This is a genomic window from Actinomyces johnsonii, assembly GCF_006546835.1.
GTDB classification, from domain to species: Bacteria; Actinomycetota; Actinomycetes; order Actinomycetales; family Actinomycetaceae; genus Actinomyces; species Actinomyces johnsonii.
Map to the genome: position 1 here is coordinate 42,742 of NZ_VICB01000022.1, position 22,593 is coordinate 65,334.

Annotated in this window: 29 protein-coding genes; 6 read left to right on the forward strand and 23 right to left on the reverse strand. The window is 67.6% G+C overall.

All coding sequences use genetic code 11. The annotated features are described in order from the left end of the window. Position 1 precedes the first annotated feature (1 nt). From FK256_RS12330 to FK256_RS12360, 7 genes are all read right to left on the reverse strand, one after another. A complete protein-coding gene (locus FK256_RS12330) occupies positions 2 to 211 on the reverse strand; it encodes a hypothetical protein (protein WP_021606579.1) in 210 nt (69 codons plus the stop codon). A 1-nt stretch (position 212) separates the two neighbouring features. After that, positions 213 to 1,064 (reverse strand): phage major capsid protein, encoded by an 852-nt coding sequence (locus FK256_RS12335; protein ID WP_021606578.1) that lies wholly within the window; start codon positions 1,062 to 1,064, stop codon positions 213 to 215. A 28-nt stretch (positions 1,065 to 1,092) separates the two neighbouring features. Further along, positions 1,093 to 1,689: a hypothetical protein gene (locus tag FK256_RS12340; protein WP_021606577.1), complete on the reverse strand. Its 597-nt coding sequence runs from the start codon at positions 1,687 to 1,689 to the stop codon at positions 1,093 to 1,095. A 212-nt stretch (positions 1,690 to 1,901) separates the two neighbouring features. Continuing rightward, a complete protein-coding gene (locus tag FK256_RS12345) occupies positions 1,902 to 3,161 on the reverse strand; it encodes a CdiA C-terminal domain-containing protein (RefSeq protein ID WP_141424959.1) in 1,260 nt (419 codons plus the stop codon). Positions 3,162 to 3,182: 21 nt separating this feature from the next. Continuing rightward, positions 3,183 to 4,610, reverse strand: coding sequence for a phage portal protein (locus FK256_RS12350; RefSeq protein ID WP_021606575.1), 1,428 nt, complete (start codon positions 4,608 to 4,610; stop codon positions 3,183 to 3,185). 8 nt (positions 4,611 to 4,618) lie between these two features. After that, entirely contained in the window at positions 4,619 to 6,292 is a 1,674-nt protein-coding gene (locus tag FK256_RS12355; protein WP_021606574.1) for a hypothetical protein, read from the reverse strand. Between the two features lie 17 nt (positions 6,293 to 6,309). After that, the gene (locus FK256_RS12360) at positions 6,310 to 6,804 is read right to left on the reverse strand and encodes a phage terminase small subunit (protein ID WP_141424960.1); all 495 of its coding nucleotides are present in this window, start codon (positions 6,802 to 6,804) and stop codon (positions 6,310 to 6,312) included. A gap of 57 nt (positions 6,805 to 6,861) precedes the next feature. Here FK256_RS12360 and FK256_RS12365 point away from each other — a divergent pair, with 57 nt between their 5' ends. The 3 genes from FK256_RS12365 (at position 6,862) to FK256_RS12375 (ending at position 8,456) form a co-directional block, all read left to right on the forward strand. Continuing rightward, positions 6,862 to 7,425, forward strand: coding sequence for a hypothetical protein (locus FK256_RS12365; RefSeq protein WP_034471786.1), 564 nt, complete (start codon positions 6,862 to 6,864; stop codon positions 7,423 to 7,425). A 193-nt stretch (positions 7,426 to 7,618) separates the two neighbouring features. Next, the gene (locus FK256_RS12370) at positions 7,619 to 7,879 is read left to right on the forward strand and encodes a hypothetical protein (protein ID WP_021608044.1); all 261 of its coding nucleotides are present in this window, start codon (positions 7,619 to 7,621) and stop codon (positions 7,877 to 7,879) included. Between the two features lie 277 nt (positions 7,880 to 8,156). Continuing rightward, positions 8,157 to 8,456 carry a hypothetical protein gene (locus tag FK256_RS12375; RefSeq protein WP_150387393.1) on the forward strand — a complete coding sequence of 100 codons (300 nt, stop codon included), beginning with the start codon at positions 8,157 to 8,159 and terminating at the stop codon, positions 8,454 to 8,456. A 296-nt stretch (positions 8,457 to 8,752) separates the two neighbouring features. On the opposite strand, the gene FK256_RS12380 is transcribed toward FK256_RS12375, so the two are convergent. The 15 genes from FK256_RS12380 to FK256_RS12445 all read right to left on the reverse strand — a co-directional run bounded on the left by FK256_RS12380 (position 8,753) and on the right by FK256_RS12445 (position 19,069). Beyond that, positions 8,753 to 9,307, reverse strand: a complete 555-nt coding sequence (locus tag FK256_RS12380; protein WP_021608045.1) for a hypothetical protein — start codon at positions 9,305 to 9,307, stop codon at positions 8,753 to 8,755. A gap of 690 nt (positions 9,308 to 9,997) precedes the next feature. Next, positions 9,998 to 11,362, reverse strand: coding sequence for an HNH endonuclease (locus FK256_RS14355; RefSeq protein ID WP_034471788.1), 1,365 nt, complete (start codon positions 11,360 to 11,362; stop codon positions 9,998 to 10,000). Between the two features lie 140 nt (positions 11,363 to 11,502). Beyond that, on the reverse strand, positions 11,503 to 12,042 hold the full coding sequence (locus FK256_RS12385; RefSeq protein WP_141424961.1) for a single-stranded DNA-binding protein: 540 nt from the start codon (positions 12,040 to 12,042) through the stop codon (positions 11,503 to 11,505). 76 nt (positions 12,043 to 12,118) lie between these two features. After that, entirely contained in the window at positions 12,119 to 12,532 is a 414-nt protein-coding gene (locus tag FK256_RS12390) for a hypothetical protein (protein WP_141424962.1), read from the reverse strand. A gap of 18 nt (positions 12,533 to 12,550) precedes the next feature. After that, positions 12,551 to 12,940, reverse strand: a complete 390-nt coding sequence (locus FK256_RS12395) for a hypothetical protein (protein WP_034471758.1) — start codon at positions 12,938 to 12,940, stop codon at positions 12,551 to 12,553. Then, positions 12,901 to 13,143 (reverse strand): hypothetical protein, encoded by a 243-nt coding sequence (locus FK256_RS12400; RefSeq protein ID WP_021606560.1) that lies wholly within the window; start codon positions 13,141 to 13,143, stop codon positions 12,901 to 12,903. The genes FK256_RS12395 and FK256_RS12400 overlap by 40 nt, the downstream gene beginning before the upstream one ends. Beyond that, the gene (locus FK256_RS12405; RefSeq protein WP_021606559.1) at positions 13,140 to 13,544 is read right to left on the reverse strand and encodes a hypothetical protein; all 405 of its coding nucleotides are present in this window, start codon (positions 13,542 to 13,544) and stop codon (positions 13,140 to 13,142) included. The genes FK256_RS12400 and FK256_RS12405 overlap by 4 nt, the downstream gene beginning before the upstream one ends. Further along, positions 13,541 to 13,831, reverse strand: coding sequence for a hypothetical protein (locus FK256_RS12410; protein ID WP_021606558.1), 291 nt, complete (start codon positions 13,829 to 13,831; stop codon positions 13,541 to 13,543). The genes FK256_RS12405 and FK256_RS12410 overlap by 4 nt, the downstream gene beginning before the upstream one ends. Continuing rightward, complete coding sequence (locus FK256_RS12415) at positions 13,828 to 14,463, reverse strand: hypothetical protein (RefSeq protein ID WP_021606557.1); 636 nt, start codon at positions 14,461 to 14,463, stop codon at positions 13,828 to 13,830. The genes FK256_RS12410 and FK256_RS12415 overlap by 4 nt, the downstream gene beginning before the upstream one ends. Continuing rightward, positions 14,460 to 15,392, reverse strand: a complete 933-nt coding sequence (locus tag FK256_RS12420; RefSeq protein ID WP_021606556.1) for a hypothetical protein — start codon at positions 15,390 to 15,392, stop codon at positions 14,460 to 14,462. The genes FK256_RS12415 and FK256_RS12420 overlap by 4 nt, the downstream gene beginning before the upstream one ends. Beyond that, positions 15,389 to 17,035 carry a ParB N-terminal domain-containing protein gene (locus tag FK256_RS12425; RefSeq protein WP_141424963.1) on the reverse strand — a complete coding sequence of 549 codons (1,647 nt, stop codon included), beginning with the start codon at positions 17,033 to 17,035 and terminating at the stop codon, positions 15,389 to 15,391. The genes FK256_RS12420 and FK256_RS12425 overlap by 4 nt, the downstream gene beginning before the upstream one ends. Positions 17,036 to 17,354: 319 nt before the next feature. Then, positions 17,355 to 17,759, reverse strand: coding sequence for a hypothetical protein (locus tag FK256_RS12430; RefSeq protein WP_141424964.1), 405 nt, complete (start codon positions 17,757 to 17,759; stop codon positions 17,355 to 17,357). Between the two features lie 71 nt (positions 17,760 to 17,830). Then, positions 17,831 to 18,253, reverse strand: coding sequence for a hypothetical protein (locus FK256_RS12435; RefSeq protein WP_141424965.1), 423 nt, complete (start codon positions 18,251 to 18,253; stop codon positions 17,831 to 17,833). A gap of 116 nt (positions 18,254 to 18,369) precedes the next feature. Then, complete coding sequence (locus tag FK256_RS12440) at positions 18,370 to 18,573, reverse strand: MerR family transcriptional regulator (protein ID WP_021606551.1); 204 nt, start codon at positions 18,571 to 18,573, stop codon at positions 18,370 to 18,372. A 166-nt stretch (positions 18,574 to 18,739) separates the two neighbouring features. Then, on the reverse strand, positions 18,740 to 19,069 hold the full coding sequence (locus FK256_RS12445) for a helix-turn-helix domain-containing protein (protein ID WP_021606549.1): 330 nt from the start codon (positions 19,067 to 19,069) through the stop codon (positions 18,740 to 18,742). An 81-nt stretch (positions 19,070 to 19,150) separates the two neighbouring features. Between FK256_RS12445 and FK256_RS12450 the strand changes: the two genes are divergently transcribed. Both FK256_RS12450 and FK256_RS12455 read left to right on the forward strand, forming a co-directional pair. Continuing rightward, positions 19,151 to 19,663: a hypothetical protein gene (locus tag FK256_RS12450; RefSeq protein WP_141424966.1), complete on the forward strand. Its 513-nt coding sequence runs from the start codon at positions 19,151 to 19,153 to the stop codon at positions 19,661 to 19,663. Positions 19,664 to 19,788: 125 nt separating this feature from the next. Then, positions 19,789 to 20,226 (forward strand): ImmA/IrrE family metallo-endopeptidase, encoded by a 438-nt coding sequence (locus tag FK256_RS12455; protein WP_141424967.1) that lies wholly within the window; start codon positions 19,789 to 19,791, stop codon positions 20,224 to 20,226. A gap of 214 nt (positions 20,227 to 20,440) precedes the next feature. Here the strand turns inward: FK256_RS12455 and FK256_RS12460 are convergent, their stop codons facing one another. Continuing rightward, the gene (locus FK256_RS12460; protein ID WP_170197966.1) at positions 20,441 to 21,682 is read right to left on the reverse strand and encodes a tyrosine-type recombinase/integrase; all 1,242 of its coding nucleotides are present in this window, start codon (positions 21,680 to 21,682) and stop codon (positions 20,441 to 20,443) included. A gap of 306 nt (positions 21,683 to 21,988) precedes the next feature. On the opposite strand from FK256_RS12460, the gene FK256_RS12465 reads away from it, so the two are divergent. Then, on the forward strand, positions 21,989 to 22,567 hold the full coding sequence (locus tag FK256_RS12465) for a methylated-DNA--[protein]-cysteine S-methyltransferase (protein ID WP_009233730.1): 579 nt from the start codon (positions 21,989 to 21,991) through the stop codon (positions 22,565 to 22,567). Positions 22,568 to 22,593 lie beyond the last annotated feature (26 nt).

Consider the following 22,593-nt stretch of genomic DNA (forward strand, 5'->3'; position numbering starts at 1 on the left):
GTTAGGTCGTCTTGCCGCCCTTGGGCGGCTTCTGCGGGGCCGGGTCGGTGCCAGCGTCTGGGTCGTCGGGTGGGGGCTCGTCCTCGCTGGCCGGGGTGGTGGACTGCGCCTGCTCGTCGGGGACCTGTTCGACGTAGCCGGCGGCGATGAGGCCAGTGGCTACGGTGTCGACGACGTCGAAGGTCAGTCCGTTGTCTCCTTTGACTCGCATATCACGCCGCCTTGAAGACCTGGACGGCGGTGGGGCGCGTGATCTTGCCTCCGTAGACGTGCAGGCCACGGACGCGGTCGGCGAACTTGTTCTCCGCCCGCATGGACTCGGTCTTGTTGACCTGTGAGATGAAGGCCAACGCCGGCGTGTAGATGCCGGCCGCGGTGGGCTTGGAGTCGTCGACCCAGGGGGAGACGACCACGTCGAAGCCGAGGAGACGGCCGATGATCGCCTCGCGCAGTCCCTCGGTGGTGTTGGACTTGTCGAAGGCGGTGAGCTTCGAGCCGTCGGAGAGGAGGAACTCCTCGAAGGCAGCGTTGACCAGCAGGGTCCGGTTGGCCTGGGGGACCTTGGCCGACGTCAGCCGGCGGCGCAGGCCACGGACGACGTCGTAGGCTGTCTCCCAGTTGGTCGGCGCGGTCAGGCCGGTGGCGGCGGTGCCGCCGGTCAGGGTCATGGTCGTCAGGAAGGTCTCGGCGTCCTCGACCAGGCCGGCGGCCGCGGACTCGGAGTACTTGTCCATGACCGGCTGGTTGGCCTGGGCGGCGTCGATGTCGTCGACGATGAAGTCGAAGGACTTCTCCTGGTCGACCTTGATCTCGATGCCGGTGTCGGAGACCTCGTCCGGCGCGGTCGTGCGCGGCAGTGTGCCGCCTCCACCGGGCTTGGTGACCACACCCGTCTTGTAGTCCTTGACCTGGATGTCGACGATGCCGGGGATGTGGACGGTGTTTCCGGCCTTGAGATCGCCCTCGTAGTCGCGGTTGGCCAGGCCGGTCAGAACCGCCTTGTTGCGGAGGTTTTCGAGGATGGAGGCCGCCCATACCTCAGGGATGAAGTGGCTGGTGGACACTGTGGCTCCTTTATCGGGAAGGGGGGCGTCAGGAGACGCCCATGATCTGGTTGAGCTGCCCGTCGCGGCGGGCCTTGTTGATCTGGGCCGGCGTCATCGCCTTGAGGTCCTCGCGCGTCAGCTGACGGGGCCCGGCGACGTTATCCCCGCGCTGGCCGGCGTCCGCCGAGGACGTGGAGGCCGGCGGGGTGACGGGGCCGCGCCAGGCGAGCAGACGGTCAGCGGAGGCGGTGATCTCCTCCTGCGTGGTTCCGGTAAGCAGATCCACGTCAACGCCCTTGGAAGCCGCGATACGGGCCTTGAGGGAAGCGGTCTCAGCGGCGGCAGCTCGCTTCTCAGCGGCCTCCTTGGCCTCCAGGAGCTTCTGCATCTCGCTCTTGGACTGCTCCTCGATCGCGTCGAGGCGCTTGGCCTTGTCCGCGTTGGCCTTCGCCCGGTCTTCGTTCTGTCGGGACAGGGCCTTCCACTTCTCCGCCTCGGCCTTCCAATCGACCGTTTCGGTCTCCTGGGGCGCCTGAGCGGAGGAGCTGGTGCCGGTGGTCTCGCCGGAGCTCTGGACGGCGGGCTCCGTGGTCGTGCCGTTAGTGGTCTGACCAGCAGGTGGGGTGGGGGTGGTGACGTGCATGGTGGTTCCTTCCCGTTTCGGGCATGACAAAGGCCCCTGCCGTTTCGGTAGGGGCCGGTAGTGGGCGCCCGCGAGCGCGGGCAAGCTTGTGGGCCGAGATGGAGCTCAGCGGCTGGAGGCGGCGTTGCCTCAAGGCGGCGACGAAGGCGACTGGGAGACCCGCAGTGCTTTCGCACCCTGGTGGGACGCCTGTCGCCTTCAGCAGCAGAATATCACCGGTGCTCGAAGGCCGCCACCGTGCCGTCGTGGCTGATGACGATGACGCGGGTGATTCGTGTCTGCCCGCGAAAACGGCGCTCGATCTGCTCGATCGCGACCTCATCGGAGAGGCCGCAGCGGCGCAGGTCGATGACGAGGCGGGACGCCTGCTTGCGTGCCTTCTTGAACTGGTCGGAGATCGTGTTCTTCTCGGAGGCGCCCCTGGGGGCCTTGAACTCCCAGATCTCGCCGTCTATCTCGACGTCGGGGTTCTTGACCCCAGGGGTGTGGTCGACCACGCGGAATCGAACTGTGTGGCCGAGGTCGGCCAGGGCCTGGGCAGTGCGTACCTCGTGGTCCTGGAGGATCGTTCCTTCCGGGACGTCGACCTTCCCGCTGCCTCCGGGGCGAAGCCACCTGGGCTCCCCGGCGTCGCGGGGACTGGCGTGCGCGACCGTCGTCGACGCCTTCGGTGCCGAGGCCCTGCGATGGTCCTGTCTCGTCTCCTTGAAGGAGATGACCGGCCCGTACTCGCCGTGCTCGGTGGTCAGGATGATGTCCTTGTACTCCGGTAAGCGGCCAGCCCGGTCGGAGGCTCCGGTGCGGGCCTCGACAGCCTTGTGGGCGGCCTCCAGGGTCTTTTCGTCGATGACCTGTTCCACGGCCATGCCCGCGGGCAGGGGGCCGACGTTGCAGTCGCACCCCGGGTGGATGGGGAGCAGGTTCTCGACGTGATAGCGCTGAGTGGAGGCGATGACGCATAGGGCGCAGTTCTCCCGGCCGGTCAGGATGCGCCGGTAGTACCGGCCGCCGGTGGCTTGCATCGTGTCGCGGGCCTGGACGCGTTTGGCGTTCTGGAGATCCCCTCCGATGAGCTGCGTCAGCCGCAGCCCGCCGGCTGAGACGGCCTGGTCGAGTGTCTTGCCCCTGGACAGTGCCGTCCACGTGGTCATGCCCGGACGCTGGTAGACCGTCAGCGGGTCCACACCGCGCATCCTGGTGACCGCCTCACGGTTGACCGCGGGCACGCTGGTCGTGAGCCCGAGCTCGCTGGCGCAGCTGAGGAGATAGGCGCGGGTCAGCTCGGCGGTCTGGAGCTGGCCGGCGAGGACCCTGGGGGCCAGGGCCCGCGCCATGGTCTCGACGGCCTCGTCCCGGTAGTCGGGCATGGACGCCCACATCTGGGAGGCGAAGGCCGTCAGGTCCTGACGGATCTTGTGGACCGCGGTGTCGTAGGCGCGTGCCAGAGCGTCGAGGCGGTCCAGGTCAGCCATGCCCGCCCCCTACGTCGTCGCTCAGGCGGTTCGCCGGTCCTGGGTGCCGGGCGTGTCCGCGTTCCCGACCGGCTGCATCTCCTCCGACGTCGTCGGTGGCGGCTGGGTGGTCAGATTGAGTGCCAGCGCGAGCTGCTCCTCAGCGCGTCTCTGCTTGTCCTGGGCGATCTGCTCGGGGCTGTATCCCAGGATGTTCTCCTGGATCGTCTCCAGGGCCTCGCCGGCGGCCTTGGCCTGCGCCGCGGCCGCGTACCGCTCGGTCATGGTCACGGTGGCCGGCGGCGCGAAGGCGACCTCGATCGTCGTGTCACCGTCCAGGGACTCGCCCTCGACCTGCAGGGCCTTGACGAGCATCACCGCCAGGGCCGGTTTGAACCGCAGGATGCGGTCCTGGGCCTTGAAGACGAGCTGCTGCATAGGCTGCTCGGCGCCGGAGGCGGACTGGTTGGCGGCGTCCGGAAGCATCGCCGAGACCGGGGTGTGGGTCTCGGCAGCGAGCTCGCGCCAGTCGTTCCTCACCGCGCTGAGCATCGGGGTCAGGTCAACGGTCTGCGACTCCCAGATCTCGACGCCGGGAGGCAGCTCCCACAGCGCCCCCGGGCCCGGCTCGAACATCTCTTGGTAGTCGATGTCGTCGCCGTCGGGCCCCTCCTCGGGCAGTCCCGTACCAGGATCCGTGGAGGTGGTCCGCAGGGCCCGCTGCCGGTAGGTCTGCATCGCCATCGTGACCAGGCGGTAGAGGATCCCGGTGTTGATGCGGTCTATGAGGCCGGTGTGAGCCTCGAACTCCCCCATGCTGTCCTTGTTGCCCAGCAGCACGATGGGCGGGTCACCGTCGTAGACGTCGAGGCCGTCCAGGTCCCACTTACCCTGCACACGGCTGATGAGCTGATTGCGCTCGTTGTAGACGCTGCGGGAGTAGGTGGCCTTGACGCCGTCGACCCAGACGATCATGTGGTCGGCGCCCTCGGACACGGACCGCCAGACCTTGACGGCCGCGAGCGCCTTCCACGGGCGGACGGGGTCGGGCTCGGCGTAGAGCTGCTCGGGCATTTCCCTGGTGATGACGGCCTCGCCGTTGTCGTCGCGGGTGACTAGGAGGTAGCCGGTGCCGACGGTGAAGGCGTCGCGGGCGGCGTCCTTGAAGGCGACGTCGAGGCGGTTATCCCGCCAGATGCGGCGGGCCTGGACGGCTCGGGGCCCGTCGGGGGACTCTCCGATCAGGATCCCGTTGGGGATGAGGCGCTCGACGAGGGTGTCGACGATGAGTGCGCCGGCGTTGGCCAGGGCGCGTCGTTGGAAGGCCTCCCAGGACTTGCGCAGGTTGGGGCCCATCTCCGGCAGGGGCGCGTGCCCGTTGGTGTAGCCGCGTAGACGGTCCACGCGGGGGCGTGCGGCGTCCATCCGGGAGGTCAGGAAGGTGACCCACTGGTCGAGCGTCTTGCTCATGGTCCTCCCTATCCGTAGAGCCGGCGGGGTTTGCGTCGTCGCTGCGGGCGGGTGGCGCCTTTGCCGACGGCGTCCAGGCCCGCTCGGTAGGCGAACATGGCGCCCCAGGTGGCGTCGATCTTGGAGTAGTCCTGGTCGTCGGCTGGCTTGGTGAGTACGTAGCCGGCCTGGCGTGGTGAGCGCCGGGCGTTGAGGAAGTGAGCGGTCATCTGCGGGTCACCGTCGTAGGTGAGACGGCCCTGCTGGATGGCGGAGAGCAGCTGGGCGAAGGACTCGCAGGTGGCTGAGACGTTGCGCTGGGGGTAGCGGATGGGCTCGGCGGCGCTGATGCGGGCACGCAGGCGGCGCGAGTAGGCGGCCTCCCAGGTCTTGACGTCCTGCGCCCACCCGGCTGAGGGGTCGGCGTAGAAGCCGACGACGTTGTAGCGCTCGAAGGTCTCCCGGACGGTCTGCTCGATCTCGAGGCGCGGTGGCTGCCAGCCCTCGCCCTTGGGGCCGTCGGGCTGGGACCAGATGCCGATCTTGAACAGGTGCTGCTGGGTGACTGAGTAGCCGATGAGGACCGTGGAGTCGGCGATGCCGATCTTGCGGCCCTCGGAGCCGTCGAAGCCGAGGGTGATGGGCTCGTTGGTGGTGACGGTCTTGCTGTGGTCCTCGATGGCGCGCAGCTCGGGCATGGTCAGCCAGGCGTCGGAGGCGGCGCCGACCTGGTTGAGGAAATCGGCGCACATCTCGGCGGGGTCGTTGTCCGTCTCCCAGAAGTCGTCGGCGGTGCGCTCGATGTCGACCCAGCCCGGTGAGCAGGGAGGTTCGTGGATGGCGCACCCGCGGGGGTCCGCTGAGGCGTCGCCGTAGGCGATGCGCAGGCCCTCGATGAGGCTGTCGCGGTCGGAGATGTCGGTGTCCAGCGGCGCGGCCCTGTGGTCGTATAGAAGGCGCCTGGCAGCGGCTTCCTTGACCTTGCCGGCCTTGATCTGCTCGGCGTAGCGGGCCGTCGTCTCGGCGACCGAGTTCTCGCCGATCGTATGGGCGTTGGGGGTCTCGATCGTGACGCCGCCGACCTTGGTGGCGTTGTTGCGCAGCGTCTTGGCGAGTTTGGGGCCGCCGTTGCTGGGCACCCAGGTCTCGGTCTGGTCCAGAACAGCCATGACGGCGCGGGCGCCTTTGACCGAGGTCGCCGACGATGTTCGCTTCTCGATCTTGCCGGAGCGCATCGTGACGAAGGAGTCCAGCGGGTCGACGTCGTAGGCATCCTGGGCCGGTGAGCCCCGCAGCATCTCCAGCAGCGGCATCCAAGTGTTCGCGGTCTGGTCATCGGTGGTGGCCGTGACCTGCACCAGCGGAGTCCGTCTGGTCGCCCACGGGACGCCCACCGGCTGGCCGGCGGCATCCCACCCATCGCACAGCACGGGCCCCATGGCCTCAGCGCAGCAGATCGCGGCCAGGAGCGGGCTCTTACCCCATCCACGAGGACGAGAGATGACCGCGCGGGACTTCACCCGCCTGCCCGTAAGCGGGTCGAGCTCGTAGAGCCGCACCAGGAAGTCCAGCTGCTCCTGCGTCGGGACGAAGGGCAGCACATCATCGCAGTCAGGCTGCAGGAGAAAGGCAGTCATCCAGTCGGCGACGTCGTACCCCAGAGTCGGGAACTCATCATCCTCATCCAGCGGGGACCACGGCACCGGCCGCACCCCCTCTATCAGTCGACGACGCGCAGCACCTTCGAGCGAGCCCGCGAGCGCGATCCCGAAGTGGCGGCGGGCTCTGCGACCTCAACAGTGCCTCCGGCCTCGGCGCTGTCGGCGACAGCGAAGGTGATGCGCAGGCGGGCGCGGTCTTCGGGGGTGGCGCCGAACTTGGCGACGCGCAGGCGCAGCTCGGGGCCGAGCCTGACATCGCCCTTCCAGTAGCGGGCGTGGAGCAGAGCCGTATCCATCAGGAACGCCCAGTCGACGTCGGTGTAGTCAGTCGACAGCGGCGACTCGGCCCACATGCGCCACCAGCGCTCGGTGATGGCCGGCCAGTGGAAGCGCTTCTTGTGGACCGTCCCGTCGTCGTCGGTGACGTCGACGTAGATGGTCGGCAACCTCGGCTGGGTGACCGGCACAGCGGGTAGGACCTTGAGCGGCTCCGGATCTTTGTTACGGCGCGCCCGCTTGGACGGGTCCTTGGGCTGCGGCCCCCTGCCTGCCACCTCACTACACCCCCGAATTCCTGTTATTCCAACGAATTATCCGTTACACTTGAGTCTATGAGGACATGCAGTAGGCCGGGGTGCGGCCGCCAGATCAGCGGCTCGAAGCGGGCCGATACCCGCTTCTGCTCGACACGCTGCCGCGTGGCCGCGCACCGCGAGCGCCGCCGCGCCGCCAAGGCCTGTCCCGTGCCCGCTGAGATGCTGACGATGCCGCGGTGGGTCAATCACGACGAGCGCAAGCGCCCCATCTGCCCGTCCACCGGCCGGTGGGCGTCAGTGACCGACCCATCGACCTGGGACACCTGGGAGGCTGCGAGCAAGCGCGACAGCCGAATCGGCTTCGTGCTCGGCGGGGGTATTGGGTGTATCGACCTGGACCACTGCCTGGACGCGTATGGGCACCCGAGCGAGGCGGTGGCCGAGCTGCTCGAGTTCTACGCCGGCTCCTACGTCGAAGTCTCGCCGTCGGGAGACGGGTTACACGTGTGGGGCACAGCCCCGGAGCGCCGCGGTTTCCGACGCACCTGGAAGGGGCAAGCGGTGGAGTTCTACTCCCAGGACCGCTACGTGACGGTCACCGGGCGAGTTTTCCGCCCCGGGGCGCTGCTGCCCCTCTGAACGGCCTCACACGCAGCCTCAAAGGCCTCCCAGCCACGCGGCAAGGGTGCCATATTTCGTTGCAATCACAGCAGAAAGTCGCGTTCCCAGAATCCCCAGACCCGTACACAGAAAAAACGACAGCATCTCACGGTGCTGGGGCCGGGCGGGGTACGGGGTCCCCACCCCCGTCGACGGTCGGGATGAGCCCTGGATGCGGTGGCCGGCGTGGCGCTCGGGCCGCGCGCAGCGCCGCGAGGTCGGCGCGCGACTCCTGCTGCGTCTTGCGCTTGTGATGCCACGAGCACAACCACTGCAAATTGGAGACATCGTGATCGTCTCCGCGCTCGATATGGTCGCACTCTCTGCCAGGCTCGACGCACCTTGTTCCATCGCCCATGACACCTTCGCACTGACCGCCTGCGCGCTGAGCGACGAAGGCGCGACGCAACTGCCAGTCATCGGGAAGACGTGAAGAGCGGTCACTGCTCTGCCATGCCACCATGACAACCTCCTTCGGTTGAAGCGGCTGGGCGCAAGTGTCCCGCTGACACCAAGGATGCAATACGATCGAACGCCTGTCCAGACGGTGGCGCGGACGGCGTGTCACACCAAGACCAAAGGAGCGCTGTGCTGCCGCAAGGCGCAGCGTAAAATCATCCGGTCCGCTCAATGGTGAGAAAGGAACAACAATGTTCGGACGTAAGAAGGAACGACCTATCAGCAGCTTCTTCTCAGTGAAGGACGGTGCCTTGCATCTCTACCCCGACCGGCTGGAGAAGAAGGGGGGTGGGTCCGTTGAGACCCTCCCCCTCAGCCAACTGGAGGGGGTACGTCTTGAAGACGGGGAGGAGCTATCCTCCCGGGTCACGATGACCCGGCTGGTCACCCTCGGGGTATTCGCCCTGGCGGCCAAGAAGAAGACCGGGGGCGAGAAGTTCCTGACCATCGAGAGCCCCGACATCTTCTGGACGATCGAGATCCCCCGGAAGAACATCGGCGCGGCGCAGCGATTCATCGGCGACATCGAGCAGCAGCGACGCCGACCCTGACCTCTCGCCCTCAAACACCACGGTCCCCTGGCGTTGCATCTGCCATGGGGACCGTATATCGAGCACAGGCTATCGACTACAAGTAGCGCGACGGCCGCGCCTCCAGCCCGCACAGTTCGCGGCCGCCTCGCGCTCGAGGACGTCGGGCCAGGCCACCCACACCTGTCCCGCAGAGCGCAGACTCCTCACCCTCTTCCGACGCCGCCAAGACTGAAGAGTGCGGTAGCTCAGACCCGGCATCCGCTCCCGGACCTCAGCCGCAGTCACCCACTCCACCCCGTCAGGTCCGGTCACGCTCATGACGCGGCCGCCTCGGCCTGAGCAGACCGAGCGACAGCCAGCGCCCAGCTCCGGGTCCTCTCCCAGTCCTCCTCGGTGAGCACGCTCCCACAAGCAGGCAGAGTGCAGCGCACCAGGCGATCGGCTCCCGGTACCGAGGGCGGGACGATCACCAGCGACCAGGCGCCGCACGACGGGCAGCGCACATCGGTGACCCTGCGCTCCGGCTCCTGGACCGGCCAACGAGCCAGAGCCCTACCAGTAGCCGGGGCCAGGTCGGCGATCATGTCCGCGGCCCAGTGCTGGGAGGCGACCCACTCCAGGTGCGGGGCCAGCCAGGCAACGAGACGACGCGTGTCCTCCGGCTCCCGGGGACCAAGGATCACCGGGTCAGCGCCGCCGTCAGCGACGTCAGCCCAGTCCAACGGCCCGGCCACCGGACGCCCTTCCGACCATCGGCACAGCCCCACCGGCAGGCTGCCCGCAGTCGGGTGCTCCACCGCGACCTCCTGGGCCCAGGTACCCAGGATCGCGTGCAGCTCATCGGCCGCCACCAGCGCATCGGAGTACAAGCACCCAGGCTCCGGCGTCGACCGGCCACCACCAGGCCGGCCGAGCGGGCTCCTCAGCGAGGGAGTCCCCATGTCGAACAGGTGTTCAACCAGGGATGGCAGGGTACGGACCGAGGACTGAAGGCGCCCCCAGCACCAGGAACACAACACCCCGAACTCAGCCCGACGGGGCAAGCACCCAGTGCACTCAACCTTCTCCGGCTCCCCGCACTCACCCCTACCCCAGGCCCAGCCGTCACATTCGGCCAGGTGATGGCCGCGAATCGAACACCCCGACGCGCACTCACTCATCGCATATCTCCTTGCAGCTTCATCATGAACGCGGCAGCCAACCCCGCCTGAGTAATGACCGACCCACTGGACGCGAACAAGAAACCGTTACCAGGGTCGGAAGCATCCGCCGTGTCGATCAGCTGGACAGCCACAAGCCACGCACCACCCAGGGACCCGGGCATCTCATCAGCCACGTGCGCAGCGATTGCCTCCTCAAGCACTCGCTTCGTCGACGCACTCATCGGTGGATCACCTCATCTCCGATCACCGTGAGCACCAGCACCGCCCACGCTCGACGCAGCTCACGATCCGCTTCCTCGAGAGAACCCGACACGGAGAGGTTCTGGTCATCCCGTATCCGCCGCAGATCCCGACGGAACCCGGCCCAGCCCTCCTTGAGGACGCTCAGTAATCGGTTCATCTTCTGGCCCTTCGCCGTCGTCGTGCTCTTCTCCGACCAGTGCCAGGGGGAGCGCCTCCCAGCCCGTGCCCAGTCCCGGCCAGCCCCCTCCCAGGACCCGTCCCAGGACCTGAGGCCCGTCCCGGCCCGTCCCTACCCGACCCGGCATATCCAGATTCCGTACCCGGCGGATCTGTCTCGATCTGTCCGGATCTGACCTGATCTGGCAGATCCGGACAGATCGAGGGGACCGACCGCGCCCCGGGGGCCGCGCGTGCGGCGTCCTGCGGCCCGCCGGCGGGGTCAACCGGCTCCACGTGTGCCTCATCATCACCGCGCGCTGACGGGCTGCCCAACTGGCTGCTGGACGGCCTGCCCCAGTGGAGCTGGGGCGCTCGACCCGGCCGTGTCCCTACCTGGCTGGCAGGTCGGCTGGGGAACGTGTCTGGCGCGCGGGAGGCCTCGGCCGCTTGGGCGGGCCTCTCCTCACCGGCGGTGAGGGGCTCAACCCGACCAACGCGGTCCGACTGGCTGTCGGCGCGCCCGGGGAGCCGGTGATGAGCTGCCTGGTCCGGCTGGCTGCCGGGCAGGCTGGATGCGGAGACGGGTCCAGGCCGGGGCGACTGGCTGCCAGCCCCGACTCCGTCGACGGTCTGCGAGGACGTCCGCACGTCGCTACCCGCACGCAGAGGCTTGGTCCCCTCCGCGGCGAGCTCAGGCGGGCGCATGTCGTGAAGCGCCAAGACGTCGGCATGGCTGTTGAGCCACTCCCGGGTCCGAGGCGAGTAATACGGGCGGTCCGGAGGAGTCAGCAGCGGTCGGACACGGTCGGCCGCCGCCATTCCCTCCGATGAGGGCAGTCCCTTGGAGGCGTTGCCCCGGATCGAGTTGCACGAACGGCAGGCCACGACCTCGCTGTGCCACGTGCCCGACTGGCCAGGCAGGCGATGGTCGTAGGTACCACCCTTGCCGCCCTTGCGATCGGCCCAGTTGACGACCTTCCCGCAGTAGCGGCACGCGTCTCCATCGCGCCAGCGCACCGGCACGATGATCGACACATCCCCGTTGTTCGCCTTACGGTCGCGCTCCCACGCGACCTCCTCGGCGGTCTTAATATGGATGAAGTCCGGGTCCGCCACGAGACGGAAGAACCTCCTGCCAGTCCCTGGCTCAACGTCCTGGACTCCGTAGCCGGCGAAGGCCGCCAGCTCGAGCAGGTGATCGGCCTGTGACTTCGAGCCGGCCATCTGCACCGCCGACGAGTACCAGAACACGTAGTCCGTCAGGTACTGCGCGCTCATCGCCGCCAGACGCAGCATGAACCCGAACACCTCGTTGACCGACCTGTCGTCGGCATCCGGGTGCTCCGCGACTGCCAGCACGATCGGGTGCGTGGCCGCAGTATCAGTCAAACGTGCCCAAGGCATGGAACGGGGCTCTCTCTACTCACAAAACAACAGGACATCTACAGCACCAGGCGGATCCCGGCCGCGAGCGTGATGGCGTCTCATGGGAACTCCACTCAGAACGGAGGCTCGTCTCGGAAGGCTGCTTGCCCGCCCGTGGCCCACGGGTCGTTCGGGGCGCCGCCTTGGGGTGCCTGCCAGGTTTCGGTCGCTGGCGGTTGGGCTGGGGCCTGCTGCTGGGGCTGGCCGATGCCGGAGCCGAAGGCCATGGGACCGGCCTGGCCGCCGCCGCGCGGCTGGCGGGTGACCTGGGCCTTGGCGTAGCGCAGAGAGGGGCCGATCTCATCGACCTGCATCTCCACCACCGTGCGGTTCTCTCCCTCACGGGTGGTGTAGGAGCGCTGGACCAGTCGGCCCTGGACGATGACGCGCGTGCCCTTGGTCAGCGACTCGGCCACGTTCTCCGCGGCGTCGCGCCAGATCGAGCAGCGCATGAACAGGGTCTGGCCGTCCTTCCACTCGCCGGCCTGGCGGTCGAAGGTGCGCGGCGTGGAGGCGACCGTGAAGGAGGCCACCGCCGCCCCGGAGGGCGTGAAGCGCATCTCGGGATCCGCGGTGAGGTTCCCGACCAGAGTCAGCACGGTCTCACCGGCCATCAGCTGCGCCCCTTCATGTGGTGGTGGGCGAGGCGGCGACCCAGGACGACCACGGCTGCGACGATGACGGCGACGCTCATGCCTTCTCGTCCTTCTCTGTCTCCTCCTCGCCCTCCGCCTTGCTGTCCTTGTCCTCAGCGCCGGCGGCGTGGAGAAACTCCCAGACGGCGGCCGCCAGTGCTCGCTCCGGTGCCGGACTTTTGGCCGTGATCTTGCGGTGCGCGTCGCGGAGGTACTCGATGTCGGCCCCCGGGACGCAGACCACGTCCTCAACGAGCCGGCACACGGTCGTCGACAGCGGAACCTCGGCGATTAGGTCCTTCCTGGAGTAGAGGCGGATCCGGGTGGACTTGCCCATCATGAGGAGGTTGTTCGCGGCGGCATCGACCTCCGCAATACGGTTGATTTTCTCGGGAACTCCTCCGGCGAGGACGGTGTCACCGGGGCGGACCTCGGTAGCGCTGATGGTCTCGATGGTGAAGGTGGACATGAAGGTCTCCTTGTCTGGTCAGTCGGAGCACCGGCACTCGCCGGTGAGGGGGTTGATGGGGTGTCCGCAGGAGAAGCAGAGGTTCTCCGTCGGGGGCCGGTAGTCGAAACGGTGGCGCGGTCGACGCCGAGGAACCGCGTTGGGTGTCGGAGCGGCTTTGGTGGGGGAGAGGGGCTGCTCGACGGCGACGGCAGCCTCCCCCTCGCCAGTAGATCTGCCTTCGTCCTTCGTTGGGGTGGCGCAGCTCTTGCACTCACCGGCGCGTCCGTAGGGAATGGTCGAGGCCGGCCATCCGTTGGTGATGCCCTCGACGGGGCGCATGACGGCGCCGCAGGAGCGGCAGTGGACCGGTCCTGAGGAGAAATCGATCAGGACCCGTTGGGCGCGGTGGGCTGTACTGGTGACCATGAAGCCCTCCTTTCAATGTGTGGGTAGTCGGAGCGGGCCAGCAGGCCCATGGAGTGGCTGACGGCGCGGTCGTGGTCCTTGCAGTGGATGATGTGGTCCACCTGTCCGGCGGCGATCACTTCGCCGGTGCGGTGATCCAGGGTCCTGACGGTGTCGCCGACGCGGATCTCGTAGAAGGTCACTGGCGCCCAGGTGGTGCTCATGTGGTGCCTCCCCGGTCGTAGAGGGCGAGGTGAAACTCGTACATCGGGCTGCCCATTCGCTTCCCGGCAACCGCTGGGTGGCGGCGTAGGTCCGGGCCGAGCAGGTGCTTGGCGTCGTCGTCGGGCAGGACGCCAGCGTCGACCAGGCCATCGACGATGGGCTTGACCGTGGCCATGTAGTTGTGCGGGTCCCGCCGACGGCGGTCGGGGAAGGCAATCTCGACGACGAGGCGGGCGCGCTCAAGGTGCGGTGTGCGAGAGAACCGTGCGGTCTGCTCGGCGAGCTGACGGATGGTTCTGCGCTTGGAGGCGGCCTTCGACCAGTGGTTCCGGTCGTTGAGGTTCAGCACGTCGCTGGCGGCCAGGCGGATCACCGCCTTCCAGACAGGTGCCGGGCTCATAAGGACACCTCCTGCTGCTCCTGACTCGTGGAGGCCGGCTTGAGTGAGCTGAAACCGAGCCGGATGCCGTTGTCGCGCAGCCACTGCCCCATGGAGTCACCGCCCCGGACATATCCCCGGAACGCGTCAGTTAGGAACCCGAGGAAGGTGAATGCCTGGGCGACCTCGCAGGCCTTGGTGTCCACGACGTCGGAGCAGGAGGAGGCGTCAATGGGGTGTGCGGGAGCGATCAGGGTGGCTTCGATCCCGTCCTGGTGATCGAGCTCGACACGGATAGTGATCCTCATGCCGCGTCACCCCCGAACGGGCCCTCGTCATCGGTGAGGTAGCGGGTGATGAGGTCTGGGCGATGGCCCTGCCAGGAGGTGATGATCCGCCTTGAGCTCGGCGCCCGCAGGACAACCGCCGGCGTGGTGGTGATGCCCCGGGAGTGCAGCAGGCTCTGGTGGCTCTCGGCGGACATCTCGGTGAATGCGATGCCCTCCTCGCCCAGGAGGCGGGCAGTTGCCCGGCACGCCTCGTGACCCTGGGTGGTGTAGACCTCGACCAGAACCAGCCCGTTAGCTGGGGAAGCGTGGCTGTCCACGAGGTCCAGGGCGGTCAGGTCGCCGTCCTGCTGCCGGTCATACCAGATCGGTGCGTCGGTGATGCCGGCGGCGCCGGCCATCGGCGTGTGCAGGGTGCGGGCGGTGAACTGGACTCCCTGGCCGGCAAGCTCGTCGATACCGTCACGGTTCAGGTTGTCACCGTCGAGGTAGCTGGTGATGATCTTCAGGATCTGGGAGACCACGCGGACCTCGCGACGCTGGCCGGCGACGACGTCGTCCCGGCTGGTCGCGTCAACATCAGGAGCCGGCGCAGTCGCGGTCATCTCCATACCCTCGGACAGGTCAGCGTCAATGCTCAGGTGGACCCTCATGCCGCGTCACCTCCGAACGGGCCCTCAGCGCCCTCGGCGTCCTCGGTGTTCCCAGAGGTCTCAGAGGTCTCAGAGGTCTCGGTGGCGTTGGTTTGGGTGCGGATCCAGTGCTGGATCTCGGTGACCAGGGCATGCTCGGCCTCGCGGGCTGGTTCTCCGCCGGGTGGGGTGCCGTCTATGAGGAGGTCCATGAGGGCCTCGATGGCGGGGCCGTTGTAGGCAGGCACGCCCAGGGAGGCCTCGGTGGTGCCGTAGGCGTCGCCGGTGGCCAGGATGGTCAGGCCCATCAGGGACTCCAGCGCCCCGGAGGCCACCAGCAGGTGGCCGGTGGCGGTGGCCACCAGGGGCAGGCCGCCCAGGGCGGTGGCCGTGGCCTTCCAGGCGGCGAGCTGGTCCTCGGGGATCAGGAAGGAGGCCTCCTGGGCGATCGGCTCGGCGCACACGCGAAGCACAGTGGCGGCACCGTCGACGCGATCCAGGCCGTTCTCGTCGAAGTACTCGCCCTGGGCGTGGATACGGATGGTGCGGCCCTCGAGGAGCCCGTCGACGTCGGTGGCCTGCAGGGTCTGGACGGTGATGTCCAGGCGCAGGCGCTCGGTGCCGGTGGACTTGAACACCTGGGTGATGACCTTCAGCGCTGGGGCGGTGAAGTCCAGGCCCTCGGTCGTGTCCGTCTCGGCGTCCAGCTCGGTGGGGTCGTCGACCTCCAGCAGCGGGACCAGCGCGACCGCCGCCCTCTGCCGGTTGGTCGCGACCAGCGCCAGGCGCATGTGCTCGGCGTCGGCGACCACGCGGACGCGCTCCACCCCGCCTCCGTCCTTCTCCTTGCCCACGTGCGGGGTAACCGCCTTGATCGCTGCGGTCAGGTCCTCTGCTCGGCACACGGCCGATACCGTGGCCCTCAGCCCCTGTGCCGTTGTTGGTGTCATGACTGGCCCTCCTCGGCCTGGTCCGTCCTGGTGGTCTTGGTGGTGGGTTTGGTGCCGGGGACCTGGTGCAGGTCGCTGTCGTCGGTGGAGTCCTCGACGTCCTGGCAGTAGCCGACCTCGACGTCGGAGAGGGTGTAGCCAAGCTGTTCGAGGAAGCGCAGGTGCAGGCGGGTCATCATGGCGGACACGCCCCTGGTGTCGGTCCAGGTGTCCTTCTCGATGGAGCCCTCCATCGCTGCCAGCGCGAAGGTCAGCAGGGCCACCTCAGCGGCAGGCGCCGTCGGCAGCACCGCCCTCAGCGAGGGCAGGTCGCAGGCCAGCCGCTCCCTGCCCTTCTCCAGGGCGGTGGACGACACCCTCATGTGGGTCCAGCGCAGCACCGGGAAGAGGTACAGCGGCAGCCTGGAGCGCCAGGCCACCGCCGGGAGGCGAGTGCCCGAGGTCAGCAGCCGGTCCTGGATCCACTGGCGGCGCACGCCGTTAGCAGCGTCCATGGCCTTGTTGCGGCGGATCTTCTCCGCCCTGGCCTTGCGCTGTTCCTCCTCCATGGGCCCTGAGGCCGCCCCGGAGGCGTTGCGGGCCCACCGGTTGCGGTGCTCGTGGGCCCTCCAGTCATCGCACCAGAAGTCGATGGAGACTCCCACGACTCTGCGGGTACTGCTGTTCCAATCGAGCTTGGGGTGAACAACGGCGACGTGGCCGGGGCAGGAGGCGTGAGTCTGCGCGGTGAACACCTCGCCGCGCTCGTCGACCATCTCTTCCAGGAGCTTGCCACGCCCGAGCAGGGGACGCTCTTCAGCCCAGGCGAGCACACGCAGGCCCTGAGCCTCGAGCTCGGCGCGCTTGCCAGCCAGGAGCAGCTCCTCCTCGGCCTCAGCACGAGCCCGGGCAACGATGTGCTCGACCTGCTCGGGCCGCTCGATCGCATCGGCGACGGCCTTGGCCACCACCGGTGAGTCCTCCACGGCGTCGGCAGCGAGCTCAGCCAGGTGACCGAGCCCCACCAGGTCGATCTGCGGGCGCTCGACGGCGGCCTGGCGCACGGCCTCCGGGGCGCTTGCCACGGCCCTGGCGGCCGCGACCTCCTCACCTCGGATACCCCGCCTGCACAGGTCCTGGGCAGGCACGCCCAGGAGCACGAGCTGCTGGATCGCGTCGGCCCGCTCCGCGCTGTTGCAGTGCTCGGCCTCGTCATTAACCATCAGCTGGCTGGCGATCCGCTCGGCCTCGTCATCGACCCGCACCACCCGCACCGGCACACTCTCCAGGTGCAGGGCCAGGGCCGCGTCCAGGCGGCGGTGGCCGTCCAGGACGACCAGGCCCGTCAAGGTCACGTAGACGTCGATGTCCTTGACCACGCCGTGAGCGCGCACCGTCTCCAGGAAGCCCTTGCCCGCCCGCAGGTCACGGCGCACGTTCTCCCCGGTCTGCAGGTACTCGGGGTTGACCAGGTAGCGGGCCCCCTCCACAACATGGTCCAGAGGGTCGGTGGCCTCCTGGCGAGACAGGACCCGGGGCCCCTGCTCCACCACGGCCGGCAAGGCGGGCATCGGTGGGGTCAGGCTCACGTCTCGGCAGGTCTGCGCCAGGCCGGCTTGCTCGTCGTCGACGCCGAGCACCGGCCGCTCCTCTGTCGTAGTCATGAGAAAAGTCCTTCCTGAACACTGGTCCTGCACTGCTTGGCGCGCACCCGCGCGCCCTCCTCGAGCCACCTCGACGACTCCGACTCCGTGTCACCGACCAGCCTCATCGGCCCAGTCAGCTCGCGCGCCGCCCACAGCACATGGGCCTCCACCTGAGGGGCCACCCGCCCGGCCTCAGCCAGGCAGGACTCCACCGCCCGCGCCGACCCCGACACGGCAGACGCAATCACCGCCACCGTCAACCGCAACGCCTCCGACTGTTGCAAAGGCGTCAACGCCTGCCACAGATCCCGACGCCGTCCCGACTGCACATTCCCACTCACGCCGCCGCCACCGCCGTCCGCGTCGCTCGCGAGAACCGATGAAGAGGGATATCTCGGACGCGGAAGATCGCCGAGATGAACGGGGTCCGGCCGTGATGAACCGTGAACACCGCCCGCCCCATCACCCGGTAACTGAGGCGCTCCAGCTCCGTTCGTGCCCAGCTCTCCAGATCCCGCTTCTCCCGCCCGAGCCAGGTCCCCTCGGCCGGCAGCGGCCAGAACACCGCCGCCGCAGAGCCCCGGATCCTCATCTCAGGGCTCCCGCTCCGGGTACGGAGCCGCTCAGATAGCTTCTCCTCAGCGATGTCGGCCTGCCAGTGCTTGAAGCACATGCCATGACCCTTGTGCTGCACGGTGTCCGCCCACTGGCCCTCGGCGCGCTGGTTGTTGGGGCGCAGCATCGTGGTGCAGCCCTGGGCAACGCACTGGACCGGACCGTGCGACCAATCGATCTTGGAAGGTTTCCGCCGGCTCATGCCGCCACCCCCGACGGGCCTTCCGAGCCAGCATCCTCAACGGAGCTGGTGTCGCCGCTGTCGGGATCAGCCCACCAGGGGCATACGCCGGCCTCGGGTGAGAGCTCCAGAAGGACCACGCCGAGGCCGGTCGCGATGACCCCGGGGATCGCCAAGCCTGAGTAGGCCCATGCCCGGGTCAGGCACACCACCAGGTTCCCCAGGACCAACAAGGCCCCTAGCACCAGCAGGACAGCGCCCCACCGAGCCTGCCGAGACGACAGGGACGGCACTGGGACGCTTCCACGCTCCTCGGCCAGGACGTCGAGGATGCTCACCTCGTGGTACTCCCAGTGCGGACGCAGGGCCCTACGAACAGACGTGGCCATAGCCGACAGACGGGACCGACGCTGGTGACGCGGCGTGTAACGGGTTTTCACGGGTATACTCCTTCGTGGATTCATTGGTTGATTCCTTCGCCCCGTCGCTGACGCACACAGCGCGGGGCGCCCTCTTGCCAGGGCAGATGCGCGCGGTCACCCGCGCAGTTCATTACTCAGGCCGTGGGCTGCTTCTCGCCCAGGTCGCTCAGGTCGGGCGGGTCAAGTCCGAGTCGCGCGAACTCTGAGATCGGGATTCGCACGTTCCGCCCGAGCCTCACCACATGCAGGTCGCCTTTGGCGATGAGAGACCGCACCGTCGTCATGCTTAGGTCAGCAGCGGCGGCGAAGCGAGCGGCGGTGATGTTCGTGGGCTTCACCGGGAGTACCTCCCAACGGATATCGCCCGGCGAGTAGAGGCAGCATCATCAGCGATGCGCCTTCGTGGGCGACGTACGCAGAGAGCTCCTCGAGGTTGAGGCTGTGCCGCCAGGTCGTTCTTGCGGCCTAGGAGATCCTTCTCGGATCGTCCAGTTACATCAGACATCACTCAGCCTCCCCTCCGGAAGTGGCCGAGGATGACAAGGTCGCAAGTGTGGGGACGATGGTCCGCGAACACGACGGTGCGTTGAAGAACCGCTCTTCCGCGTCGGCGGTGAGTGCGGAAGCGGTGAGGCCAAGACGCTCGGCGACGACGGCGAGCTCGGCCGGGGAGAAGGCTACTTGGCCCCGGCATTTGCGACCGAACACGTTGGGATGCATACCGATCTCAGAGGCCATCTCCCCCTGACTGATGCGGGCGCGTCCGAGCTCTGCGCGGACAACGCCTGACAGCTCCTGGTCGAGAGTGGCGAACCGAATTGGGTTTGAGGACATGGCAATATGATGGAACCCAATTCGGTTTACGTCAAACCCACTTCGGTTGCGCTTCGGTAACGACTGTGTCACTGTGGAGCCATGGCACGCGCAAAGCAGCTCAGGCCCGTCGATCACATCACCCAGTCACTGCTTGCTGACGCGGTACGTGAGACTGGTGCCAAGCACGCGGATGTCGGCGAAAAAGCTGGCATGTCGCAGAACCGGGTTTCGATCATCCTGCGCCTCGGCACGCCCCCTGCTACGGTCGGTGAGATCTCTGCGATCGCGCGGGCGATCGGCCGAAGTGGCTCAGAGTTCATAGCTGCCGCTGAAGCGGAGGTGGCGTCGGCAGTGGCTCATTCGAGTTCGGACCGTACCGGTTCAGTTGCACCTTCACTAAGCGTTCGTAACGGTGCTCGTGATGCCTGGAAGCACGATGCGGGTGTCGCCCAGGGTGAGCAGGTGCTGTCGCTTCACCCTGACGCGCCGCCGCCCCCGCCACTTATCGAGGCTGCAGCCCGCACAGTGACCGACCGTCCCGAGTGGGAAGCCGAGCTTGCTCGTCGCCAGCAGGTGGTCGACGAGTCCCACGAGACTGGCGGAGCCAACTAAGTTACGGGTAACAATTTAGATACATCCTCTAGTTACAGGCCTGTGATGACTAGCGAAGGGGCAGGATAAGTACACCTAAACATTCGCCTGCTCGATTGCCGAGCCTTGCCCCTATTCCTAGAAAAATGTCTCATGCGAACTGCGAAACGCCGCACACCCGGCGCCCTTGGAGCACCCTGCTCCAAGCCCATCCCGATACCGCTGTCTGGCCCACCAGCTCTCTTCCATCCACCGTCCTGGGCTGCACTGATGGAACCTCCATCTGGCTCACCGTCGAGCAGACCGTCGCCGAGGCCCGATGCACCCTCGCCCACGAGCTCATCCACCTCGAACGTGGGCACAGCACCTGCCAGCCACCCGATGTCGAGGCCGACGTCGCGCGCGAGGCCGCCAGGCGCCTCATTCCCATCGACGAGCTCGCTGCTGTTCTTGCCCAGGCGCGTAACGAGCTCGAGACGGCGGAGATGCTCTGGGTCGACGTTGACACCCTACGTACCCGCCTCGCCTTCCTCGACGACATCGAGCGCGCCCGTGTCGGCCTCACTCGCGACCTAGCCTGCTAGCCTCAGGAACAACAAAGGTGTCCCACCACCCAGAGCGGGTGGTGGGACACCTTTGTCGTATTGGCCGTTAACCCTTCGGCTTGCTGGATCTACTTGCTGCAATATTCTGCGGACCAGCTGAAGCGGCAGTGGCCAGTCTCGTCAAGGTCGCAGCAACGGATTGACTGCTGAAGGTCTGGACTGTGACGCTGGTGGCCCTCATGCTCACGCGGGCCTACGCCCGCCGTCGGCCTTCGAGGCGAACCACGTCGCCAGCGGCCTCGGCCTGTTCCGCCCAGGTCGTCTCGCCGGCACGCGCCGCCATCTGGTCCAGGATCATTCGCTCGTAATCGGCGTCCGCTCGCTGGTAGTGCATCGCTTGTTCAGGCCGGGTCCAGCCAAACCGGATCATGATGGCCGACGTCGAGGCCCCGGCCTGCCCATACCGTGTCGCGGCATAGTGCCGGAAGGCGTGCCACCCACCGTACTTGCCCGGTGGAATCACCACGCCGGCTGCCGACAATGCCGCCCTTAGAGCCTTCGACGCCGTCGAATCCCGCATGTAGCCACCCCGCAGTGCCGGGAACACGATCCTGACCTCCGCGAACCGATCCAGATGACCCGCGAGCGCTGCTGCGGTGGATGGTGTGACCTGAACTCGTCGTGACCGCTTGGTCTTGGTGGGGCCTCGGGTCAGGTCTGTGCCGGCGCGAACGAGGGAGTGGGCGACGTTGATGACTGTGGTGTTGGTCCCCAGGTGAAGGTCGTCGCGGTGGAGTGCCAGTGCCTCGTTGATCCGTAGGCCGGCGTCGGCGAGGAGGGTCACCAGGGCCGAGAGGTCGGGGCGGATTACCTCTGATATGGCGGCGACCTCGGTGGGGGAGAGGAGATAGCGCTCTCCCATGGTCTGGCGTGCGGTGGACGCGCCGCGAATGCGGCAGGGGTTCTCGGTCAGGGATGTCTCTTCGGAGTCGACGGCGGCGGTGAGCATGGCTCGCAGTGTCTGGTAGGAGGCGGTCCGGATCCCGTCGGAGGGTAGCGCCGAGTGCCATGTGGCGATCTTGCGGGGAGTGAGATCAACGAGCCTGAGGGGGCCGAGCTCGGGGAGGATGTGGACGCGGAGGTCGGAGCGGCGCTTGCGTAGCGTTCCGGCCGAACGGGTCTTCTCCAGGGTGGTGAGCCACTGGGTGGCCCACTGCTCGACGGTGAGAGCGTCCGTCTGCGCCTGCTTGGCCTCCGTCTGGCGGCGAGCCTCGAGCTCGTCCGGGTGCGTCCAGGTGCCCGCCGCGACCTGTGCCCACACCCCGGCCAGCCAAGCCTCGGCCGCCGCCTTCGTCGGGAACGTCTCTGGTGCAGTGATCCTTGGTGGGCGCCCATCGCCCGTCCACGTCGGGTCGTCGTAGCGTGCACGCCATCGCTTGGGGCGCCCCTTCGGGGCCCGCTGATCTACCGTGCCGAACCTCAGCCGCCCAGCCATGCCGGTTCCTCCCGTGTGGGTACAGAATGGGTACACGCATACGCTACTAGACGCATCTCCACACGTCTCAACGACACTGAGGTGATCCCGACATTTGCCTGTCATTGCAGGGTGAATCCCTCGGTTTCGGCGTCTGGTGGACTGAAACGTCAAACGGCGTGATTCGGTGGGTGCGGCCTTCCCCCCATCTCCACGTATCCCACGAGAAGAGCCCGCCAGCCTTAACGGTTGGCGGGCTCTTCTGCTCCTCGGTGGCCAGTGCCCGGACTGGTGGAACATGCATGGAACGCTACGTAGCCTGGCTCCATGGCGATGAAGACCGACGCAGCTCGCAGCTGCACCGTGAGCACCCCTGATGGCCCCTTCACCATCGTTACGGGCCATGGTGGTTCCGATGGCGCCGCTGACGGCGTCGACCGGACCGACTACGTGCTCGCCTCGGGATGGACTGCTGAGATCGCGGAGCTGGTCGGACTTATCCACCCGAGCCTGAGGCCATCCCGCACCGAGGCGCTTCCGGAAGAGGAGTGCGACGGGCTCCTGGCCCGGGCCGTCGCTGCCGTGCGCTCCTACTACTGCGGCGAGAACAGCGCTCCCGGTGATGTCCCGGTTCTCCAGGTCGGCGGCCCCTTCATCGAGCGGGCCTGGTCCAGACTCCGTGAGGTCCCTGCCGGCACCACGCTGACTTACACCGAGCTCGCCCGCATCAGCGGGAATCCGGCCGCCTCCCGGGCCGCGGCCTCGGCCTGTGCGCGTAACGCCGCGGCGCTGTTCGTCCCGTGCCACCGGGTGCGGCGTTCCGACGGGGGCATTGGAGGATTCCGCTACGGGGCCGCCGTGAAGTCAGCTCTGCTTCGCCGCGAGGAAACCCCGGGCCTTGAATGAGTCGGCTGCTGGTTGGTTTAGGTGAG

Bases quoted from the DNA above. Each gene is read 5' to 3' on its own strand.
- FK256_RS12385 (WP_141424961.1), bottom strand. From the start codon at position 12,042: ATGGCCGGTGAGACCGTGCTGACTCTGGTCGGGAACCTCACCGCGGAT.
- FK256_RS12430 (WP_141424964.1), bottom strand. From the start codon at position 17,759: ATGCTGCGCCCCAACAACCAGCGCGCCGAGGGCCAGTGGGCGGACACC.
- FK256_RS12395 (WP_034471758.1), bottom strand. From the start codon at position 12,940: ATGGTCACCAGTACAGCCCACCGCGCCCAACGGGTCCTGATCGATTTC.
- FK256_RS12410 (WP_021606558.1), bottom strand. From the start codon at position 13,831: ATGAGGATCACTATCCGTGTCGAGCTCGATCACCAGGACGGGATCGAA.
- FK256_RS12370 (WP_021608044.1), top strand. From the start codon at position 7,619: ATGCGGTGGCCGGCGTGGCGCTCGGGCCGCGCGCAGCGCCGCGAGGTC.
- FK256_RS12390 (WP_141424962.1), bottom strand. From the start codon at position 12,532: ATGTCCACCTTCACCATCGAGACCATCAGCGCTACCGAGGTCCGCCCC.
- FK256_RS12465 (WP_009233730.1), top strand. From the start codon at position 21,989: ATGGCGATGAAGACCGACGCAGCTCGCAGCTGCACCGTGAGCACCCCT.
- FK256_RS12350 (WP_021606575.1), bottom strand. From the start codon at position 4,610: ATGAGCAAGACGCTCGACCAGTGGGTCACCTTCCTGACCTCCCGGATG.
- FK256_RS12455 (WP_141424967.1), top strand. From the start codon at position 19,789: ATGTCTCATGCGAACTGCGAAACGCCGCACACCCGGCGCCCTTGGAGC.
- FK256_RS12445 (WP_021606549.1), bottom strand. From the start codon at position 19,069: ATGTCCTCAAACCCAATTCGGTTCGCCACTCTCGACCAGGAGCTGTCA.
- FK256_RS12420 (WP_021606556.1), bottom strand. From the start codon at position 15,392: ATGACACCAACAACGGCACAGGGGCTGAGGGCCACGGTATCGGCCGTG.
- FK256_RS12415 (WP_021606557.1), bottom strand. From the start codon at position 14,463: ATGAGGGTCCACCTGAGCATTGACGCTGACCTGTCCGAGGGTATGGAG.
- FK256_RS12450 (WP_141424966.1), top strand. From the start codon at position 19,151: ATGGCACGCGCAAAGCAGCTCAGGCCCGTCGATCACATCACCCAGTCA.
- FK256_RS12330 (WP_021606579.1), bottom strand. From the start codon at position 211: ATGCGAGTCAAAGGAGACAACGGACTGACCTTCGACGTCGTCGACACC.
- FK256_RS12400 (WP_021606560.1), bottom strand. From the start codon at position 13,143: ATGAGCACCACCTGGGCGCCAGTGACCTTCTACGAGATCCGCGTCGGC.
- FK256_RS12365 (WP_034471786.1), top strand. From the start codon at position 6,862: ATGAGGACATGCAGTAGGCCGGGGTGCGGCCGCCAGATCAGCGGCTCG.
- FK256_RS12405 (WP_021606559.1), bottom strand. From the start codon at position 13,544: ATGAGCCCGGCACCTGTCTGGAAGGCGGTGATCCGCCTGGCCGCCAGC.
- FK256_RS12425 (WP_141424963.1), bottom strand. From the start codon at position 17,035: ATGACTACGACAGAGGAGCGGCCGGTGCTCGGCGTCGACGACGAGCAA.
- FK256_RS12460 (WP_170197966.1), bottom strand. From the start codon at position 21,682: ATGGCTGGGCGGCTGAGGTTCGGCACGGTAGATCAGCGGGCCCCGAAG.
- FK256_RS12340 (WP_021606577.1), bottom strand. From the start codon at position 1,689: ATGCACGTCACCACCCCCACCCCACCTGCTGGTCAGACCACTAACGGC.
- FK256_RS12345 (WP_141424959.1), bottom strand. From the start codon at position 3,161: ATGGCTGACCTGGACCGCCTCGACGCTCTGGCACGCGCCTACGACACC.